Genomic DNA, 19,426 nt, shown 5'->3' on the forward strand with positions numbered 1-19,426 from the left:
GCGAGATCATCAGGTGTGCAGAAGCCGATCTCAACGAGATCGATTTTATTTTCCACGATGCGGCAGCCCCGGAAAAACCGCGGCGGTTTCAATCGGATAAATCGAGGAATGCGTGAAAGCAGATCACTCGAACAGCGGCGCCAGTTGCATCTGCGGCACCAGCACGAGGCCCTTGTCCGTGATGCGAATTTCCGGAATGACCGATAGCGGAATCAAATTGAAGCCCATGTACGGGATGGTGCAGCCAGCCTCGGCCCATTCCTTCTTCAGCACCTTGACCTCTTCGGCCACTTCCGTGACGCGCTTGTCGGAGAGCAGGCCCGCGATTGGCAGTGGAACCAGCGCCCTCACCTTGCCATCAGCGACGACGCAGACGCCGCCCTGCTGCTCCTTGATGGCGGCGATGGCGACCTGCATGTCGGCCTCGTTGGTGCCGGCGACGATGAGGTTGTGGCTGTCGTGCCCGACGCTGGAAGCAACGGCGCCGCGCTTCAGGCCGAAATCCTTCAGGAGCCCATGGGCAACGTTCCCGGCGGATTTGCCATGGCGCTCGACCACGGCGACGAAGCAGAGGCCATGGCGCGCGAACAACGACGGCCAGTCTTTTGCGGGTTCGATCGCCACTTTCTCGTGGATCAGCGTGATGCCGGGCAACGCGGTCTTGATGGCGTTGACGGTGCAGGCCTTCGCGGGCAGCTCCGGCGTCAACTTCATCTTCTGCGGCAGCTTGACGGTCGCGTAGGCCGCCCTGGGATATTGATAGCGCTCCGACAGCGCCTGATCGAGACGCGGGGTGATCTTGCCGTGCTCGACCACGAGCTCGCCACCATACCATGTGCATTGTGGCTTGAGCTGATCATCCATCAGCACGAGATCGGCGCGGCGGCCGCCGCCGAGCCCGCCGATATCGCCTTCCATGCCGAAGCGGGTCGCGCCATGCAGCGAACCCATCGACCAGGCCTGCTCCGGGGACATCCCCGCCTTCACGGCTTCCCGCACCACCCAATCGAGACCGAACAGCAGGAGATCGTCGGCGTCACGATCGTCCGTGCACACGGCGGTGCGCTTGTGCGAGGCCCCGAGCTCGGTGATCGTTCGGATCGCTTGCGGCAGCGAATGCCACGGCGTGGTCGGCGGTCCCCCGCGCAAAAATACCCAGACGCCGGCATCGAGCAGGTCATCGGCGATGTCGCGGTCGATCGCCTCATGGGTGTCGGTGACGCCGGATGCCGCATAGGCCGCGACGAATTCGCGGCCGTAGACATGCCCGGACACGGGACGCCCCCGCTTCAAGGCCGCGGAGAGGATGGCATGGCTGCGCTCGTCGCCCATCGTGACAGGCACGAAATCCATCTTCTCGCCAAGCGCCACCGCTTCAGGCCAGCGGTCGAACAGGCCGGCTATCTTGTCCGGCGTGAGGTCGCCGCCCGCCGTCTCCAGCTCCGCTGAAGTCGCAGGAACGGTGCTCGGCACGGTCAGGAAGATCGACAGCGGCGCCTCGCGCGCATCTTCCAGCATCGCCTCGACGCCGGCGACGTCCATGACGTTGCCGATCTCGTGGCTGTCGCAAAAGATCGTCGTGGTGCCGTTGAGCAGCGCGGCCTCGGCATAGGCGCAGGCCGTCACCATCGAGGATTCGATGTGAATGTGCGGATCGACGAGGCCCGGAGCGATGATGCCACCGGCCCCGTCATAAAGCGGGACATCGCCCCAGGCCCTCTTCGCTGTACCAGCCGGCTTCACGGCGGCGATGCGGCCGCCGGAGATCCAGACCTCGCGCCCCGGATGGATGCGCTCAGAATAGGTCGAGAGCACGCGCGCGCCGGTGATGACGAGATCCGGCGCAACACGAACTGAGGCGACGTCAGCCAGCCGCCGCGTCATGCTGTGCAGGGGAGCGACGGTGAAGCGGGTGAGCTTGGTCATGGGAACCTCGCATGGCGTTACGGGCAAGCCATGGTTACGCCCCGCGCCACACCGGGCAAGCTCAAATATGGCGGCGCGTCCTGTTTACGACTTAGGCGCAGAAGCGCTGGCTGGCCTTGTACGTCGACGCGGGTTCCGCGCTCTCGGCGCCGCCGCGGTGGCGGGTTTAACCCGAATCCGCATCGACCGGCCCTTCGGCTCGTCGATCTCGAATGAATTGGTTTTGCGCACCAGGTCGCTCAGCTTGCGGAAACCATACGTTCTCGGATCGAAATCGGAGGCGAGATTGGCGAGTTGCCGGCCGACCTCTCCGAGCGTCACCCAGCCGTCCTCGCTCTCCATCTGGGTGATGACCTTCTTGATCACGGGCACGGCGGCATCAGGCGGTTGAAGCGACGTCGGCCTTACGACGGTATCCTGATTGTTCACCGGCGCGGCAAGCAGGTTCTCCGTATAGACGAATCTGCGGCAGGCCTGCCGGAAACTCTCCGGCGTCTTCTGCTCGCCAAAGCCAAACACATCGACGCCCTGCTCTCGGATGCGTGCGGCAAGGCGCGTAAAGTCGCTGTCGGACGACACCAGGCAAAAGCCATCGAAGCGTCCGCTGTGAAGCAGGTCCATCGCATCGATGACAAGGGTGATGTCGGATGCATTCTTGCCGGTCGTGTAGGCGAACTGCTGCTGCGGAATGATGGCATGTTTCGACAGAATGTCGGCCCAGCCCCTGGAACGGGCATTGGAGAAGTCGCCATAAATGCGGCGAACGCTGGCCTCGCCGATCTTGGCAATCTCCTCGAATAGCCCATCCGCGATTTTGGCGGAGGCATTGTCGGCATCGATCAGGACGGCCAGACGAGGCGAGCGAACTTCCGATGGCATGACAATTCCCCAGGCATGACGCAGCATTAGAACATGTGTGCGTCAGAACGGCTAATCCTCATTCGCCTTGAACCGCCCGAGCCCCTTCAAGACGAAGGGCGCTACCAGCGCGATCAGCGCGATGCCGAGCAGCGTCGCCGAGATCGGGCTCTGCAGCAGCGTCATGGGATCGCCGAGGCTGATCGCGAGCGCGCGGCGGAGCTGGCTCTCGGCGATAGGGCCGAGGATCAGGCCGACGACGACGGGCGCGATCGGAAAATCGAACCGGCGCATCAGGAAGCCGAGCACGCCGAAGCCGGCCAGCATCGACAATTCAACCACCGACGGCTTGGCCGCGATGGTGCCCATGGTCGCGAACACGAGGATGCCGGCATAGAGCCAGGGCTGCGGGATCGCGAGCAGCCGCACCCACAGGCCGACCAGCGGCAGGTTGAGCACCAGCAGCATCATGTTGGCGATGAAGAGGCTGGCGATCAGGCCCCACACGAGGTCGGGCCGCTCGGCGAACAGCAGCGGGCCCGGATTGAGACCATATTGCTGGAAGCCCGCCAGCATCATCGCGGCGGTCGCCGAGGTCGGCAGGCCCAGCGTCAAGAGCGGCACCAGCGTGCCGGCGGCGGAGGCGTTGTTGGCGGCTTCGGGGCCGGCGACCCCTTCGATCGCGCCCTTGCCGAATTCTTCGGGATGCTTCGTCAGCCGCTTCTCGGTCGAATAGGACAGGAAGGTCGGGATCTCCGCGCCGCCGGCCGGCAGCGCACCGATCGGGAAGCCGAACATGGTCCCGCGCAGCCATGGCTTCCAAGACCGCTTCCAGTCCTCCTTGGTCATCCACAGCGATCCGCGCACCGGCTCCAGCTTCTCCTCGGTGTGGTGGCGGCGCGATGCGACGTAGAGTGCCTCGCCCACCGCGAACAGGCCGACCGCGAGCGTTGTGACTTCAACGCCGTCGAGCAATTCAGGAACGCCGAACGCAAGCCGCGCCTGACCGGTCAGCTTGTCGATGCCGACGAGACCGAGCGTCAGACCGATGAACAGGCTGGTCAGGCCGCGGATCGGGGAATCGCCGAAGGTCGCCGACACCGTGACGAAGGCAACGCACATCAGCGCGAAATAATCCTCCGGGCCGAAGCGCACGGCGACATCGACCAGCCATGGCGCAAGGAAAGCCAAGCCAATGGTGGCGATGGTGCCGGCGACGAAGGAACCGATTGCGGAGGTCGCGAGCGCCGGCCCGCCGCGGCCGGCCTTGGCCATCTTGTTGCCTTCGAGCGCAGTCGCCATCGAGGCGCTTTCGCCCGGCGTGTTGATCAGGATCGCCGTGGTCGATCCGCCGTACATGCCGCCATAATAGATGCCGGCGAACATGATCAGCGAGCCGCCGGGGTCGAGCTTGTAGGTCACCGGCAGCAGCAGCGCGACCGTCAATGCCGGGCCGATGCCGGGCAGAACGCCCACGGCCGTGCCGAGGAACACGCCGATCAGCGCGTAAAGCAGGTTCATCGGCTGGACGGCGACCGCCATGCCGTGAGCCAGCGCGGCAAAGGTATCCATCACAGCAGTCGCTCCAGCGGGCCGGCAGGCAGGCTCAGCGTCAACAACCGGTCGAACGCGAGATAGATGAGGGTCGACATCACGAGAGCGATGATGGCGTCGATGAGGATGGCACGGCGTCCGAAGGCCGCCGAGGTCGTCACGAACAGGGCCGAGGTCGCCAGGATGAAGCCGCCGCCAAAGCCGATGATGGCGATCAGCAGCGCCAGACCGACGAGGACCAGAACCACAGGCACGGGATCGGCGCTTTCGCGTGCCGGCAAATTGCCGCGCAGGGCGTCGATGAAATTGCCGATCGCAAGCAGCGCAAGGCCGCAGGCGACCACGACCGGCATCGCCTCCGGCCCCATCCCGTACATCGCCGCGGATTGCAGGCCGCGCGCGTCCCAGACCAGCACGGCGGCGAGCACCGCAAGCGATGCCGCGATGACGAGGCCGGCGCGGTCGACGCGCCGCGGCGGCTGGACGGGATCGCCCGAGGTCATGACTTGACCAAGCCGACCGATTTCAGCACGTCGGTGACCCGGGCCGTTTCCTTCTTCAGGAAGTCGGCAAAAGCGTCGCCGCCGAGATAGGCGTCCTCCCAGCCTTTTTGCTTGAGGATCTCCTTCCAGGCGTCAGACTTCACCATCTTCTCGACCGCATCGCTCAAGGTCTTGCGCTGCTCCGGCGTGATGCCGGGAGGCGCGACCACCGAACGCCAATTGGCGATCACTAGGTCGATGCCCTGCTCCTTGAACGTGGGGACGTCGCTGCCTGCGATGCGCTTCTCCGAGGTCACGCCGATCGCGCGCAGCTTGCCGGACTTGATCTGCCCTTCATATTCGCTGAGGCCCGAAATGCCCGCGGTGACCTTGCCGCCGAGGATCGCCGCCAGCGACTCGCCGCCGCCGGAGAACGGGATGTAATTGATCTTCTTGGCCTCAGCACCGACGGCGCCGGCGAACAGGGCCGCCATCACATGGTCGACGCCGCCGGCCGAACCGCCGGCAAAGGTGACCTTGGCGATGTCGGCCTTCACCGCGGCGGCCAGATCCTGCGCAGTCTTGATCGGTGAATTCGCGGGAACCACGATCACCTGGATTTCCTCGGTGAGGCGCGCGATCGGCGTCACCTGCTCCAGCGTCACCGGCGACTTGTTCATGGCGAGCGCGCCGACCATGACGAAGCCGTTGACCATCAGGTGATTGCCGTCGCCCTTGGCGCCGTTGACGAACTGCGCGATGCCGACGCTGCCACCTGCACCGGGAACGTTGGTGACCTGCACGCTGCGGGCGACGCCCGAAGCCACCAGCGCCTGCTGCATCGAGCGCGCGGTCTGGTCCCAGCCCCCGCCCGGAGCCGCCGGCGCCATCAGCTTGAGCTCGAGCTGCTGGGCAAAGCCCGGATTGGCTGCCGCCAGGGTCAACGCGACGGCTGCGCCGACAAGGCGCGCGGGAAATCGGAACATGAGGGCATCTCCAGGCTCATGCGGACGTTTGCCGCATTGTGTCGTTTGGTCGCATATCAACCAAAACGGCCGATGCTGTCCAGTGACATGCCCCAGGGTTTTGGGTCAGCGGGGCCCCGGGATCACGCCGCCGAGCGCGGCCGTCAGTTCCGCCGCGACGTCCCGGACGATCTGCCCGATCTCCTGCAACCGTTCGTCGGTGACGCGGCTGGTCATGCCGGATACGGAGATCGCGGCAAGCGGTTCGGCCAGCGCGCTGTATACCACCGCGGCAACGCAGCGCAGGCCGATCTGCGCCTCCTCATCGTCGACGGCAAAGCCCTGCTTGCGGATTTTCTCGAGCTCCCTGAACAGGTCGCTCGGTCGCACGATCGACTTCTCGGTCAGGCGGGGCATACCGTGATGGCGGATGACGGCGCTGACGTCCTCGTCTGAGTAGGTTGCGAGCACCGCCTTACCGACGCCGGAGGTCACCATGGGGACGCGGCCGCCGACCTTGGTCAACGAGCGCATGATCTCGCGGCTTTCCATACGAGTCAGCACGATAATGAATTCATCGTCGACCACGGCGAGATTGGCCGTCTCGCGGGTGAGATCGCGCAGCTTGCGCAAATATGGAATCGCCTGTGCGGAGAAATTGCGTCGCCGCGCAAAGCTGGCGCCAACCGTGAAGCTGCGCACGCCGACATGCCATTTGGATTCGCCACGGTCGAATTGCACGAAACGGCGGCTTTCGAGCGTTGCGAGCAGCCGGTGCACCGTGGACGCCGACAGGCCGGTGCGGATCGCGAGATCGCTCAGACGATAGCCTTCGTCGTCCTCGGCCAGCGTCTCGATGATCGACAGCGCGCGGTCGACCGATTGCACGCCACCGTCGCGGCTCTCGTGATCGGCCTCCGAGGCCGATTTGGGCTCGAGCGATTTGCGCCGGATCACGTTCTTGCTCATCGCGACCTGCATTTGCCAATCAGACAAGACGCGAGCCGCCTCTTCTCCCTCTCCCCGTTGTTACGGGGCCGCGACAAGCTTCGCTCGCGCTGAGAGGGCTAGGGTGAGGGGCTATTTCCGCAAAGACGGTGAGAGACGGATTCGTGGAGAATCCCCCTCACCCGAATTGCTTCGCAATTCGGCCTCTCCCCGCAAGCGGGGAGAGGTGAACGCAAGGCTCAGAGCAGCCCTGCCCCGCGCGCCCACTTGTACTTGGCGCCAAGCACCTCGACCGGCAGCTCGGTCGAATAGGCGTAAGCCGGGATGCCGTTCTGATAGAGATATTCGGCGGCCTCCTCGACCTCGACGTCGCCAGCGAGCGAGGCGACCATCGGCTTCACAAAACCCTTGGCCTCCATCTCCTTCTTCACCTCGACCATGTTGCGTGCGAACACCATCGGCGGCGTGACGATGGTGTGCCAATAGCCGAGGATCAGCGCGTGGATGCGCTCATCCGACAGGCCGAGCTTCACGGTGTTGACGTAGGTGATCGGCGGTTCGCCGCCGGTGATATCCACGGGATTGCCGGCCGCTCCAAACGGCGGGATGAACTTGCGGAAGGCCGCATCGAGATCCGGCGGCATCGACATCAGCGACAGGCCGTTATCGACGCAGGAGTCCGACAGCAGCACGCCCGAGCCGCCGGCACCGGTGATGATGAGAACGTTCTCGCCCTTCGGGGTCGGCAGCACCGGTACGCCGCGGGCGAATTCGAGCAACTGGCGAAGTGAGCGGGCACGGATCACGCCGGACTGCTTGAACACGTCCTCATAGATGCGATCGTTGCCGGCGAGCGCGCCGGTATGGGACGACGCCGCCTTCGCGCCGGCTGAGGTCCGGCCGGCCTTGAGCACCACCACCGGCTTCTTCTTGGACACGCGCTTTGCGGCTTCCGCGAAGGCGCGGCCGTCCTTGAGGTCTTCGCAGTGCTGGGCGATCAGATTGGTGTTCGGGTCCTGCTCGAAGAAGGCGAGCAGATCGTCCTCGTCGATATCGGACTTGTTGCCGAGGCCGACGATCGCGGACACGCCCATCTTGGCCGAGCGCGAGAAGCCGATGATGGCCATGCCGATGCCGCCCGACTGCGACGACAGCGCCGCATGGCCCTTGACGTCATAGGCGGTGCAAAAGGTCGCGCAGAGATTGGCGGGCGTATAATAGAAGCCGTAGATGTTCGGCCCCATCAGACGGATGTCGTACTTCTTGCCGACCTCGACGATCTCGGCCTGCAGCTCCGGCGCGCCAGCTTCAGCGAAGCCCGACGGAATCAGCACCGCGCCCGGGATCTTCTTCTCGCCGCATTCGGTCAGCGCGGCCGCAACGAATTTCGCGGGGATTGCGAACACGGCGACGTCGATCACACCCGGCACGTCCTTGACGCTCTTGTAGGCCTTGTAGCCGAGGATCTCGGCGGCCTTGGGATGGATCGGATAGATCTCGCCCTTGTAGCCGCCGTTGATGAGGTTCTTCATCACGGAATTGCCGATCTTCCCGTCCTCCGCGGAGGCGCCGACGACGGCGACCGCCTTCGGCTGCATGATGCGGTTCATCGCCGCGACGATCTCATCGGTCGGACGCGGCTTGGGCTTGGGCTTGTAGGCGAAGTCGACCACGATGCGGACGTCTGCGGCCGTGGCATCCTTCGGCGTTGCGAACACCGGGTTGAGGTCGAGCTCGACGATCTCAGGGAAATCGGTGACGAGCTGCGAGACCTTGACGATGACGTCAGCGAGCGCATTGCGGTTCACCGGCTCACCGCCGCGCACGCCTTTCAGGATCTCGTGCGCCTGGATGCCATCGAGCATCGAGAGCGCGTCTTCCTTGGTCGCCGGCGCGAGGCGGAAGGTGATGTCCTTGAGCACCTCGACGAGCACGCCGCCGAGGCCGAAGGCGACCAGCTTGCCGAACGAGCCGTCGGTGATCGAGCCGACGATGACCTCGGTTCCGCCGGCCAGCATCTGCTGCACCTGCACACCTTCGATCTTGGCATCGGACTTATATTTCTTTGCGTTGCCGAGGATGGTCTCGTAGGCCTTCTCGGCCTCCTCGGCCGTCTTGAGGCCGACGATGACGCCGCCGGCTTCGGTCTTGTGGAGAATGTCCGGCGAGACGATCTTCATCACGACGGGGAAGCCCATGGACGAAGCCATCTTGCCGGCCTCGCCCGCCGACTTGGCCACGCCTTCCTTCGGCACCGGAATGCCGTAGGCGTCGCAGACCAGCTTGCCTTCCGGGGCCGTCAGGCTGGTGCGGTTGTCCGCCTTGACCTGGTCGAGCACCTTGCGGACGGCATCTTTGGAATTGGACATGTGGCTTCTCCCTTGACCTCAGTTCGTTCTTTTCAAAGCGCGCGCGTGTTTGCGGCTGCCCATGATGCTTGCCATTCGCCGCGCTCTGTTCCATGCGGCGGTGCGGAGTGGCATAAGCCTCAGGACTACTCCGCCGGCATGGATCAAAAATGGCTGGCGATGGCATTTGGTATGCCAGGAGCCAACTTGTCAAGCTGGTGCATGGCCTAGAAGGCCGCAAAAATTAGGCAGCTTGACATTCTGGCATGTGGTATGCCAAAAACTTTCCCGTTAATATTCCTGTAAAAGACGACTCCCCACTGGAGGAGATTCGTCGTGTCACTACGGAAACCAACCAAGGCGTTGCCGAACATGGCCGAGGCAGACATCGCAATCGTTCGTATTGCCCCGGAGAGCAGCTTCAAGAACAAGGCGTATGACGCCTTGAAGGAAGCCATCCTCAAGATGGACATCTACTCGACGCCCGAGCCGGTGATGCTCGACGAGCGCGCGCTGTCCGAACGGCTCGGCGTCAGCCGCACGCCGATCCGCGAGGCCATCGCGATGCTGGAGCAGGACGGTTTCGTGAAGACCGTTCCCCGCCGCGGCATCATGGTGGTGCGCAGGACCAAGAGCGAGATCGTCGACATGATCCGCGCCTGGGCGGCGCTGGAGAGCATGGCCGCCCGCCTCATCACCACCACCGCGCGCAAGAAGGACATCACGGCGCTGCGCGACTATTTCAAGGATTTCGGCAAGGACCGCCTGCCCGAGGATCACGTCGAGGAATATTCGCGCGCCAACATCGCCTTCCACCAGGCGCTGATCTCGCTGTCGGAATCCCCCGTGCTGGTCGATCTCACCAACGACCTCCTCTTGCACGTGCGCGGCTATCGCCAGCTGACCATCGGACGCAAGGACCGCACCGCCACGTCACTGCCCGAGCATCTCGGCATCATCGAAGCGCTGGAAGCGCGCGACACCGAGCTTGCCGAGAAGCGCGCCCGCGATCACACCCTCGGCCTTGCCGCTTACGTCGAAGCGCACGGCCAAGAACTGTTCACGTAGCTGTTCACTTAAGCAACGTTCACCAGAAGGGCGAACAATTCGCCCCAACGACCTTGAGACCAGGGAGACAAGGCCCATGCTGAATACCGCGACCAAGTCCGAAGCACCGGGCACCGAGCAGGAACTGACGGATGGCTTCCATCTCGTCATCGACGCGCTCAAGCTGAACGGCATCAACACCATCTATAATGTGCCGGGCATCCCGATCACGGATTTGGGCCGCATGGCGCAGGCCGCGGGTATCCGCGTGATCTCCTTCCGCCACGAGCAGAACGCCGGCTACGCCGCCGGCATCGCCGGCTATCTCACCAAGAAGCCCGGCGTCTGTCTCACGGTGTCGGCGCCCGGCTTCCTCAATGGTCTCACCGCCCTCGCCCACGCCACCACCAATTGCTATCCGATGATCCTGATCTCGGGCTCTTCCGAGCGCGAGATCGTCGACCTGCAGCAGGGCGACTACGAGGAGATGGACCAGCTCGCGATCGCAAAGCCGCTGTGCAAGGCGGCCTATCGCGTGCTGCACGCCCAGGACATCGGCATCGGCTTCGCCCGCGCTATCCGCGCTGCGGTCTCAGGCCGTCCGGGCGGCGTCTATCTCGACCTGCCGGCCAAGCTGTTCGGCCAGGTCATGAACGCCGAGGCCGGCCAGAAGTCGCTGGTCAAGGTGATCGACGCGGCGCCCGCGCAGATCCCCTCGCCCGCATCCGTGAAGCGCGCGCTCGACGTGCTCAAGAGCGCCAAGCGCCCCCTCATCATCCTCGGCAAGGGCGCGGCCTACGCACAGGCCGATGAGGAGATCAAGAGCTTCGTCGAGAAGAGCGGCGTTCCGTTCCTGCCCATGAGCATGGCCAAGGGCCTGCTCCCCGACACCCATCCGCAGTGCGCCGGCGCCGCCCGCTCGACGGTGCTGAAGGACTCCGACGTCGTCATGCTGATCGGCGCGCGGCTGAACTGGCTGCTGTCGCACGGCAAGGGCAAGAGCTGGGGCGAGGCGCCGAAGAAGTTCATCCAGGTCGACATCGAGCCGAAGGAGATGGATTCCAACGTCGAGATCGTCGCGCCCGTCGTCGGCGACATCGGCTCGGTGGTCTCCGCCTTCAACCAGGCGCTTGCGTCGGGCTGGACCGCCCCGCCCGCCGAATGGACAAAGGCCGTCTCGGCCAAGCGCGAAGAGAACGTCGCCAAGATGGCGCCGAAGCTCATGAACAACAAATCGCCGATGGATTATCACGGCGCGCTCGGCGTGCTGAAGAACGTCATCAAGGATTATCCCGAGGCGATCCTCGTCAACGAAGGCGCCAACACGCTCGACCTCGCCCGCGGCGTCATCGACATGTACCGCCCGCGCAAGCGTCTCGACGTCGGTACCTGGGGCGTGATGGGCATCGGCATGGGCCAGGCGATCGCGGCCGCGCTCGAGACCGGCCACCCCGTGCTGGCGGTGGAAGGCGACTCCGCGTTCGGCTTCTCCGGCATGGAGGTCGAGACCATCTGCCGCTACAATTTGCCGATCTGCGTCGTCATCTTCAACAATGACGGCATCTATCGCGGCACCGACGTCAACGGCGCGAACTCCGATCCGGCGACGACCGTGTTCGTCAAGGGCGCGCGCTATGACAAGATGATGGAAGCCTTCGGCGGCGTCGGCGTCAACGCGACCTCGCCCGATGAACTGAAGCGCGCCGTCAACGAGGCGATGGCGTCCGGCAAGCCGACGCTCATCAACGCGGTGATCGATCCGGCCGCGGGCTCGGAGAGCGGCCGCATCGGCAACCTCAATCCGCAGAGCGTTCTGCAGAAGAAGAAGTAAGTCCACCCCTTAAACCCATTACGCCCTGCCGGGTGCAGGGGCAGACAGAGTACGGAGCAATACGATGACCAAAGCGCTCGAGGGCGTTCGCATTCTCGACTTCACCCACGTCCAGTCAGGACCGACCTGCACGCAGCTGCTGGCCTGGTTCGGCGCCGACGTGATCAAGGTGGAACGTCCGGGCGTGGGTGACATCACCCGCGGCCAGCTGCAGGACATCCCGAACGCGGACAGCCTGTATTTCACCATGCTCAACCACAACAAGCGCTCGATCACCCTCGACACCAAGAACCCCAAGGGCAAGGAAGTCCTCACCGAGCTGATCAAGAAGTGCGACGTGCTGGTGGAGAATTTCGGCCCCGGCGTGCTCGACCGCATGGGCTTTCCCTGGGAGAAGATCCAGGCGATCAACCCGAAGATGATCGTCGCCTCGATCAAGGGTTTTGGCCCCGGACCGTATGAAGACTGCAAGGTCTACGAGAACGTCGCGCAGTGCACCGGCGGCGCCGCCTCCACCACCGGCTTCCGCGACGGCGTGCCGCTCGTCACCGGCGCCCAGATCGGCGATAGCGGCACCGGCCTGCACCTCGCGCTCGGCATCGTCACCGCGCTCTACCAGCGCACCCACAGCGGCAAGGGCCAGCGCGTCACTGCCGCGATGCAGGACGGCGTGCTCAACCTCTGCCGCGTCAAGCTGCGCGACCAGCAGCGCCTCGCCCACGGCCCGCTCAAGGAGTACAGCCAGTTCGGCGAAGGCGTGCCGTTCGGCGACGCCGTGCCGCGCGCCGGCAACGATTCCGGCGGCGGCCAGCCCGGCCGCATCCTGAAGTGCAAGGGCTGGGAGACCGATCCCAACGCCTACATCTACTTCATCACCCAGGCCCCGGTCTGGGAGAAGATCTGCGACGTGATCGGCGAGCCCACCTGGAAGACCGATCCGAACTACGCCAAGCCGGCGGCGCGCCTGCCGCGCCTCAACGAGATCTTCGCCCGCATCGAGCAGTGGACGATGACGAAGACCAAGTTCGAGGCGATGGAGATCCTCAACAAGGACGACATCCCCTGCGGCCCGATCCTGTCGATGAAGGAGATCGCGGAAGACCAGTCTTTGCGCGCGACCGGCACCGTTGTCGAGGTCGACCACCCCACCCGCGGCAAGTACGTCTCGGTCGGCAACCCGATCAAGCTGTCGGATAGCCCGAGCGACGTGCAGCGCTCCCCGCTACTCGGCGAGCACACCGACGAGATCCTGCGCTCGGTGCTCGGCTTGTCGGATCACCAGGTCGCCGAGATCCACAAGTCCGGCGCACTCGACCCGCCGCAGAAGCAGGCGGCGGAGTAAGCCAGGCCAGCATTGAGCGAGACGACAGGGCCGCCCGGAGGGGCGGCCCTTTTTGCTTGGGCAGGCGCGGTCGCAGGTCTCAAACGAAAAGTGGAAAAACAACCCCATGCACAGTAGCCATCCCATTGGCCCAAAACGATATTTCTGATTCGACGAAAAAATCCTGACCCGTCGGGCAAAACAGGGGTATTATGCCATCGTGGATGTCGTGTCGGGAGCGCACATCGGGGCGCTGGCCTGATGCATATTGGAACGGCTCCCAGACCACACCCCCGTTCGCGGAACGCGGCTGCAAAGGTCCGACCGGAGTCCAAGGGCGGTTATCGGACGTCAGCGCGGCGCAAGGACGTCAGCGATGGCCAGTAGCGGAAGTGCTGGCTCTGCGTTGTACTGACCTAGTTTAGTTTCTCATCGGACCTAGAAGGTCCCCAAGCATATGCCTCTTCGGGGCTGCTAAACGCTCGTATGATCGGGTCAGAGAAACCAAGCACCTCGTAGCAGTAGTCGCTTCCCACAAAGGAGAAGTGCCGCGGCTTCCGACCGACCGGATCGGTCGCAGCGTAGGCTTTCAGCAATGCCGAGTTCACAGCTTCTTTAATGTAGACTCCGCCGTCGTAGCTGCCAGTTGTTTTGTCACCGTGATCGGCGACCGAATAGATCATTTCTTCGATGCCCGAATAGATCTCGCAGGACATTTCGATGCCGTAAGCGCGGAGGCCGGGGTTCGGTGCCACCACGATGAGATAGAGAACGCCACGCCAAAGGCCTTGATCGAAAACAAGAGGTGGGCGTTCGATGCCATCGATTATCGAAGGGTAGAGCCGCCACTTGATAGTGGAATCAGGAAACAACTGGAGTCCTTTTCGTTTGAAAGTTGCGTCAGCGATGAGCCATAAGCCGACTTGATTTCCGGGCCGCTCCAGCTTCTGCTTTTGGGCCGGAAGCAGACCCTGATGATCTTGTTCTGCTCACCCGTGAACTGGTGCAATTGCATCGGCTTGAAGTGAACCGTATCGTGCGTTTACCTTACGTCGCAGCTATCCGGCATCGTTTGCGACCGCGGGAAAAACGTGTGATCTTTGGCCTACCGTTTGGTGCTTGACCTCGGGAGCAATGGCTTGAATCTCTCGCAGCTCGATCGTCACACCCATCGGACGATGCAGTTCTTGGCGGTAGCGCGAGCCAAGAGCCTCCATGCCGCCGCACGCAGCCTCAATCTGGCGCAACCGTCGCTTACCAAGAGCATGGCCCAGTTGGAAAGGCTTCTGGGAGTGCCGCTGTTCGATCGCAGCGCCTCCGGAGTGACGCTTACCAAATATGGACAGGTTCTTCAGAAGTATGCGGAAGAGCTTGAAGCGGGGCTCAATCACACTGAGGTCGAGCTAAACTATCTGCGCACTGGCCAGGCGGGGACGTTTCGGATTGCTGCAGGCACCGTCTGGTTAAACCTCGTCTTTCCGAAAGTAGCCGCCGCGCTGCAGCGGCATCCCGGCAAGCCCATGCTTTACTGTGAAGCCTCGGATGCTCATTCGCTCGACCTCCTGAAACGCAATGGGATAGATATTCTTTGCGGCCTGGCTGAGCCCGAGCTTGAAGGTCATCCCAACTTTGCTTTCGACTTAAAGACGCGCTTTCCCTTGTGCCTCGTCACTCGCCAGCATCATCCTTTGCTGCGCAAGACATCGGACTGGGAGGCACTTGCGTTTGCGGTGCAGTTTCCGTTTGTACTCCTTACCCAAAGCCTCAAGACGAATGGTATCCTCAAGGAGGCCCTCGCCGAACGCGGCTTGCCCTATCCCCAAATTGCCATGAATACCGGCTCTCCGCTCTCGATGTTCACGCTCGTCCAGGAGACCGACTTCGTTGGATACGCCGCATATCCTTTGGTCAAGCACGCCGCTCCAAAAGGAATTGCATGCCTGCCGCTGCGATCGCCCGTCTTCCAGACTGCGGTCGGCGTCCAATACCGCCGCTCTCTTCAGCGCGTGGGTCTGTTCAATATCCTGATGCAGGAAATTGATCGGGCGCTTCGAGACCTCTCGATCTCAAAACCGATGCAGCGTCGACGGTGATAGCTGTTGGCTATCTCCATGCTCCAATTAGTTTCTTGACCCTCTCCCCCGCCAAATTGAAGTTCGATCAAGGACGCCGGTCACGGGCAACGTTGAAAAGCGGTCGGAGGAAACATGCTGCACAAACAAGGGGCCATCGGTCGGGTGTTGATGATCCTTTGCCCGCTGCTCTTGGCGACCGTCGACGCACGTGGACAATCTTACCCCTCCCGTTCGGTAACGATCGTTGTTCCCTTTGCCGCCGGCGGACCAGCCGACGTCGTCGCCCGCCTCGTCGCCCAAAAGCTGCAAGAGACTTCGAAGCAGGCGTTCGTGATTGACAACCGCTCCGGCGCAGGCGGCGTTGTCGGAACGCAAGCGGTCTCCAAGGCGGCGCCGGACGGATACACGCTGTTGTTTGTTACCGCCGGTCATTCCGGCATGAGCGCCTACTTCTCGAATTTGCAGTTCGATCCGGATAGGGATTTTGCCTCGGTCATTCACCTGATCTCCTCGCCGATCGTGGTGGTCGTCAATGCCGACTCGAAATATCAGACCATCCAGGACCTGATCGCGGATGCGAGGGCCAATCCCGGCGCCTTGAATTACGGAGCGGGCGGCGGCGGCCCCACCATCCCCAACCTCACGGCAGAATCGTTTCGCGCTGAAGCAAAAATCGACGCTCGCAATATCCCGTATCGCGGTTCCGCGCCGGCGATGCTTGGCCTGCTCGGCGGCGAAACCCAGTTTTCTTTCGATGCAATGCCCGCGGTGAAGGAATTTGTCGACAGCAAGAAAATGCGAGCCCTCGCCGTTACGTCAGAGAAACGCTCAACCATTCTTCCGGACGTTCCGACCATGAATGAAGGCGTACTGCCCGGTTTCGTGTCGGGCGTCTGGTACGGAATTTTCGTGCCGAAAGGTACACCTCCCGATGTGGTGAATTGGCTCAACCGTGAACTCAATGTTGCGCTGAAAGAGCCTACCATCGTCCAGAAACTCGCGGCGATCTCGGCCGAGCCAGTCGGTGGTACGCCCGAAGCATTCGAAAAGCTCGTCGACAGCGAGACCAAGCGTTGGGGCGCACTGATCAAGCGCCTTGGTCTCAAGCCCTAGCGTCTCGGGCCCTAGCGCGCCTCAGGCCAATGTATCGATAACACTCGCGAGCACCCCATTGATGACGAACGACGAATTCCGAGGCAAGATCGGAAGAACCCTAGGCGAGTCCCATGCATGGTGGCCGCCCAAGCCGACCGCACCGAAGGACGCCCCTAACATCGTTTTCGTGGTCCTCGATGACGTCGGCTATGCCGATCTTGGCTGCTACGGCTCGGAGATCGCCACCCCACGGATCGACGCACTGGCGGCGGGCGGTATTCGCTTCAGCAATTTCCACGTCACTTCGATGTGCTCGCCCACGCGTGCCTGCCTGCTTACCGGCCGCAATGCGCATTCGGTCGGGGTAGGTGCCATTGCCGAATGGTCCAGCGGCTTTCCGGGCTATCAGGGACGCATCACCAAACGTGCCGCGACTATCGCCGAGATGCTGGCCGAAAATCACTATGGTACATATGCGATCGGCAAGTGGCACCTGACCAACCTTGCCAACTACGCCGCCGCGGGACCGCATGAAGACTGGCCCCTCGGAAGAGGATTCAGCCGTTGGTATGGCTTCCTTGGCGGCTACACCGATCATTGGCATCCCGACCTGCACGCCGACAATCGCCCGGTCCAGCCGCCGAACACTGACGGCTACCATCTGACCTGCGATCTGATCGATCAGGCGATCAGCCAGATTCGTGATCATGTCACCTCAGCTCCGGATCGGCCTTTCTTTCAGTATGTCGCATTGGGCGCCGGCCATTGGCCACATCAGGTTCCGGCGGGATTTCTCGCGCGCTATCACGGCAAGTACGATTCCGGATGGGATGCCATCCGCGAACAACGTTTCCGCAAGCAACGAGAACTAGGGCTCGTCCCGAACAATACGATCTTGCCCAAGCGCAATCCCGGTGTCAGTGCCTGGGATGTCCTCGATCCCGATGTAAAGACCTTGTGCGCGCGTTTCCAGGAAGCCTACGCGGGCTTCCTGGAACACGCCGACACCGAAATCGGCCGACTGGTGGATTACCTCGCGGCGATCGGCAAGCTCGACGAAACCGCGATTGTCGTCATCTCGGATAACGGTGCCAGTGGCGAAGGCGGTGCGACCGGCGCAGTCAACATTCGCAAGCACCTGATGCACGAGAAAGAGACGCCCGCGCAGGGGCTTGCGCATCTCGACCGGATCGGCAGCGAGTTTTCCTTCAACCACTATCCCCAAGGATGGGCGCAGGCATCCAACACCCCCCTGAAGTGGTACAAGAGGAACACACATGGCGGCGGGGTGCGCGCTCCACTCATCGTGCATTGGCCCACAAGGGTTGCCGCGCGGGGCGCAATTGCGCGGCAATACCACCATGTCATCGATATCGTTCCGACCTTTCTCGAACTGATTGGCATCGAAGCACCTGCCGTCCATCGCGGCACCGAACAGATACCAGTGCAGGGGGTCAGCATGGCCTATGCCCTTAAGGATCCGAATACCGCGACCCGAAAAACGACGCAGCACTATGAACTCGTGGGTGATCGGGCGATCTGGCATCGGGGCTGGAAGGCCGTGACGCATCACGTCAAGGGTGACGACTTCGCAAAAGATCGATGGGAGCTCTACAATCTCGACGCTGACTTTTCCGAAACAAACGATCTTGCCACCATTGAGCCGGAGCGACTGCGTGAGCTCATCGATCTCTGGTGGGCGGAGGCCGAAGCCAATGGCGTCTTACCTCTGGACGATCGTGACGTCGAGCGCGCCTTTGAATGGTTCAAGGCCAACGCACCGCGAAAATGCGAATTCCTTCCGGGCATGGCGCGGGTCGACAGACTACTTGTGCCCGCTATCACGGATCGAAGTTACACGATCCGCGCCGACATTGAGGTGCCACTTGGGGGCGTTGAGGGCGCCATCCTCTCGTGCGGTAATCGCTTGGGCGGCTTCGCGCTCTATTGCCAACACGGCCTTGCGGTCTTCGAGTATGTCTACACTGAAGCGGTGTCCTACATTTTGCGTGCGCCGCTCCGGGCTGGCAGCCGCTCGGTTTTGTTGCGGTTCGACCGCAAAGGCAAGAACACAGGCGAGCTGTCCCTTTACGTTGACAACGCTAGGATGGCCAGCATCACCATCCCCAACACCTGGTCCACATATGGAATCACGGCCGGCCTGACCTGCGGCTTTGCTGGTGTCGCCGTAAGCAACGCCTACTCCATCCCGTTTACGTTCACAGGTGACTTGCACCGGGTGATCGTGGAACTCGCCGACGACGACAGCAACGAGACGGCGCAGGCGGCTGCGGCCATTATGCAGCAGCAGTAAGGACCCCGGACGATCGAACGTCTGCATCTCACCCGAGAGAAGACATTGTTAATGCGCCCATCGTCTGGTCGTAGACCGAACAATGAGCGCCTCCTGAACTCATTTGGACGTCGAGCTCTTCTTGGTGGATTGTCCGCCAGGGGTGCTGCTGCCTGAGCCGTCCGTGGTGCCGGTCGACGAGGTCCCGGTCGTCATGCCGCCTTTGGTCTTGTCATTGTTCTTCGTGGTGTCGCTTGTTCCGCCCACCCCGGATTGCGCGCCTCCCTGTTGCTGACTGGGTTGCGCCATTGCGGTGGATCCCATCATCGCGGCGATCACTGCGCCCAGCATGAGCTTCTTGATCATCTGACCGTCTCCTGTTCTGATCGCCGACAACACGTCGCGACGCTCCGTGTTCCTCACGTGCCGCGGTTAAACCTGAACAGAACTTCTGCGCTCCGCGGCCCCTGCGCAGGGGGAGGGTTATCGCATATGGCTTGTGGCGGCGGCCTGCGTGCACGCCTCGTCTTTCGAGACGTCGCTGACGCGCCTCCTCAGAGCCTGACTCAAAAAGCGTAGACCTCTTCAAGGTCGGGCCAAGCGGCGAGTTAGAAGCCTCAGATGGGCGACGAGCAGCCAAGCAAGCTCGGTGGCGGCAGACCCCTCAAAGTCTTTGGAGAGAC

General features: G+C 62.8%; 15 protein-coding genes and 1 pseudogene. 6 read left to right on the forward strand and 10 right to left on the reverse strand.

The annotated features are described in order from the left end of the window. Positions 1-123: 123 nt before the first annotated feature. The 7 genes from P0R31_RS32740 to P0R31_RS32770 form a co-directional block, all read right to left on the reverse strand. Positions 124-1,926 (reverse strand): adenine deaminase, encoded by a 1,803-nt coding sequence (locus P0R31_RS32740; RefSeq protein ID WP_275518717.1) that lies wholly within the window; start codon positions 1,924-1,926, stop codon positions 124-126. Between the two features lie 84 nt (positions 1,927-2,010). Next, positions 2,011-2,805: an NYN domain-containing protein gene (locus P0R31_RS32745; protein ID WP_275518719.1), complete on the reverse strand. Its 795-nt coding sequence runs from the start codon at positions 2,803-2,805 to the stop codon at positions 2,011-2,013. Positions 2,806-2,856: 51 nt separating this feature from the next. Further along, positions 2,857-4,356 (reverse strand): tripartite tricarboxylate transporter permease, encoded by a 1,500-nt coding sequence (locus P0R31_RS32750; protein ID WP_025035194.1) that lies wholly within the window; start codon positions 4,354-4,356, stop codon positions 2,857-2,859. After that, complete coding sequence (locus P0R31_RS32755) at positions 4,356-4,841, reverse strand: tripartite tricarboxylate transporter TctB family protein (RefSeq protein WP_275518721.1); 486 nt, start codon at positions 4,839-4,841, stop codon at positions 4,356-4,358. The genes P0R31_RS32750 and P0R31_RS32755 overlap by 1 nt, the downstream gene beginning before the upstream one ends. Continuing rightward, positions 4,838-5,806 (reverse strand): Bug family tripartite tricarboxylate transporter substrate binding protein, encoded by a 969-nt coding sequence (locus tag P0R31_RS32760; RefSeq protein WP_275518723.1) that lies wholly within the window; start codon positions 5,804-5,806, stop codon positions 4,838-4,840. The genes P0R31_RS32755 and P0R31_RS32760 overlap by 4 nt, the downstream gene beginning before the upstream one ends. 105 nt (positions 5,807-5,911) lie before the next feature. Beyond that, positions 5,912-6,754: an IclR family transcriptional regulator gene (locus P0R31_RS32765; RefSeq protein ID WP_275518739.1), complete on the reverse strand. Its 843-nt coding sequence runs from the start codon at positions 6,752-6,754 to the stop codon at positions 5,912-5,914. 218 nt (positions 6,755-6,972) lie between these two features. Then, complete coding sequence (locus P0R31_RS32770) at positions 6,973-9,102, reverse strand: acetate--CoA ligase family protein (RefSeq protein ID WP_128262560.1); 2,130 nt, start codon at positions 9,100-9,102, stop codon at positions 6,973-6,975. Between the two features lie 351 nt (positions 9,103-9,453). Between P0R31_RS32770 and P0R31_RS32775 the strand changes: the two genes are divergently transcribed. From P0R31_RS32775 to frc, 3 genes are all read left to right on the forward strand, one after another. Continuing rightward, positions 9,454-10,149: a GntR family transcriptional regulator gene (locus P0R31_RS32775; RefSeq protein ID WP_157282741.1), complete on the forward strand. Its 696-nt coding sequence runs from the start codon at positions 9,454-9,456 to the stop codon at positions 10,147-10,149. Between the two features lie 76 nt (positions 10,150-10,225). Continuing rightward, a complete protein-coding gene (gene oxc / locus P0R31_RS32780) occupies positions 10,226-11,959 on the forward strand; it encodes an oxalyl-CoA decarboxylase (RefSeq protein WP_275518725.1) in 1,734 nt (577 codons plus the stop codon). Positions 11,960-12,023: 64 nt separating this feature from the next. Continuing rightward, positions 12,024-13,301 carry a formyl-CoA transferase gene (gene frc, locus P0R31_RS32785; RefSeq protein ID WP_275518727.1) on the forward strand — a complete coding sequence of 426 codons (1,278 nt, stop codon included), beginning with the start codon at positions 12,024-12,026 and terminating at the stop codon, positions 13,299-13,301. Positions 13,302-13,696: 395 nt separating this feature from the next. Here frc and P0R31_RS32790 read toward each other — a convergent pair whose 3' ends face one another. After that, positions 13,697-14,152, reverse strand: a complete 456-nt coding sequence (locus P0R31_RS32790) for a hypothetical protein (protein ID WP_275518729.1) — start codon at positions 14,150-14,152, stop codon at positions 13,697-13,699. Positions 14,153-14,419: 267 nt separating this feature from the next. On the opposite strand from P0R31_RS32790, the gene P0R31_RS32795 reads away from it, so the two are divergent. The 3 genes from P0R31_RS32795 to P0R31_RS32805 all read left to right on the forward strand — a co-directional run bounded on the left by P0R31_RS32795 (position 14,420) and on the right by P0R31_RS32805 (position 18,764). Beyond that, positions 14,420-15,373, forward strand: a complete 954-nt coding sequence (locus P0R31_RS32795) for a LysR family transcriptional regulator (RefSeq protein WP_275518730.1) — start codon at positions 14,420-14,422, stop codon at positions 15,371-15,373. A gap of 114 nt (positions 15,374-15,487) precedes the next feature. Beyond that, a complete protein-coding gene (locus P0R31_RS32800; RefSeq protein ID WP_275518731.1) occupies positions 15,488-16,468 on the forward strand; it encodes a Bug family tripartite tricarboxylate transporter substrate binding protein in 981 nt (326 codons plus the stop codon). Positions 16,469-16,529: 61 nt separating this feature from the next. Then, positions 16,530-18,764, forward strand: coding sequence for an arylsulfatase (locus P0R31_RS32805; RefSeq protein ID WP_275518733.1), 2,235 nt, complete (start codon positions 16,530-16,532; stop codon positions 18,762-18,764). Positions 18,765-18,863: 99 nt separating this feature from the next. Here the strand turns inward: P0R31_RS32805 and P0R31_RS32810 are convergent, their stop codons facing one another. Together P0R31_RS32810 and P0R31_RS32815 are read right to left on the reverse strand one after the other, a co-directional pair. Next, positions 18,864-19,109, reverse strand: a complete 246-nt coding sequence (locus tag P0R31_RS32810) for a hypothetical protein (protein WP_275518734.1) — start codon at positions 19,107-19,109, stop codon at positions 18,864-18,866. Between the two features lie 219 nt (positions 19,110-19,328). After that, positions 19,329-19,426 (reverse strand): annotated as a pseudogene (locus P0R31_RS32815) (IS5/IS1182 family transposase); the annotation flags it as partial.

It is taken from the genome of Bradyrhizobium yuanmingense (assembly GCF_029167105.1).
In the GTDB taxonomy this organism is placed as follows: domain Bacteria; phylum Pseudomonadota; class Alphaproteobacteria; order Rhizobiales; family Xanthobacteraceae; genus Bradyrhizobium; species Bradyrhizobium yuanmingense_A.

Excerpts from the sequence above, each read along its gene's own strand:
- P0R31_RS32760 (WP_275518723.1), bottom strand. The coding sequence starts at position 5,806 with ATGTTCCGATTTCCCGCGCGCCTTGTCGGCGCAGCCGTCGCGTTGACC.
- P0R31_RS32810 (WP_275518734.1), bottom strand. The coding sequence starts at position 19,109 with ATGATCAAGAAGCTCATGCTGGGCGCAGTGATCGCCGCGATGATGGGA.
- oxc (WP_275518725.1), top strand. The coding sequence starts at position 10,226 with ATGCTGAATACCGCGACCAAGTCCGAAGCACCGGGCACCGAGCAGGAA.
- P0R31_RS32755 (WP_275518721.1), bottom strand. The coding sequence starts at position 4,841 with ATGACCTCGGGCGATCCCGTCCAGCCGCCGCGGCGCGTCGACCGCGCC.
- P0R31_RS32740 (WP_275518717.1), bottom strand. The coding sequence starts at position 1,926 with ATGACCAAGCTCACCCGCTTCACCGTCGCTCCCCTGCACAGCATGACG.
- P0R31_RS32750 (WP_025035194.1), bottom strand. The coding sequence starts at position 4,356 with ATGGATACCTTTGCCGCGCTGGCTCACGGCATGGCGGTCGCCGTCCAG.
- P0R31_RS32745 (WP_275518719.1), bottom strand. The coding sequence starts at position 2,805 with ATGCCATCGGAAGTTCGCTCGCCTCGTCTGGCCGTCCTGATCGATGCC.
- P0R31_RS32805 (WP_275518733.1), top strand. The coding sequence starts at position 16,530 with ATGACGAACGACGAATTCCGAGGCAAGATCGGAAGAACCCTAGGCGAG.
- frc (WP_275518727.1), top strand. The coding sequence starts at position 12,024 with ATGACCAAAGCGCTCGAGGGCGTTCGCATTCTCGACTTCACCCACGTC.
- P0R31_RS32765 (WP_275518739.1), bottom strand. The coding sequence starts at position 6,754 with ATGAGCAAGAACGTGATCCGGCGCAAATCGCTCGAGCCCAAATCGGCC.
- P0R31_RS32770 (WP_128262560.1), bottom strand. The coding sequence starts at position 9,102 with ATGTCCAATTCCAAAGATGCCGTCCGCAAGGTGCTCGACCAGGTCAAG.
- P0R31_RS32800 (WP_275518731.1), top strand. The coding sequence starts at position 15,488 with ATGCTGCACAAACAAGGGGCCATCGGTCGGGTGTTGATGATCCTTTGC.
- P0R31_RS32775 (WP_157282741.1), top strand. The coding sequence starts at position 9,454 with ATGGCCGAGGCAGACATCGCAATCGTTCGTATTGCCCCGGAGAGCAGC.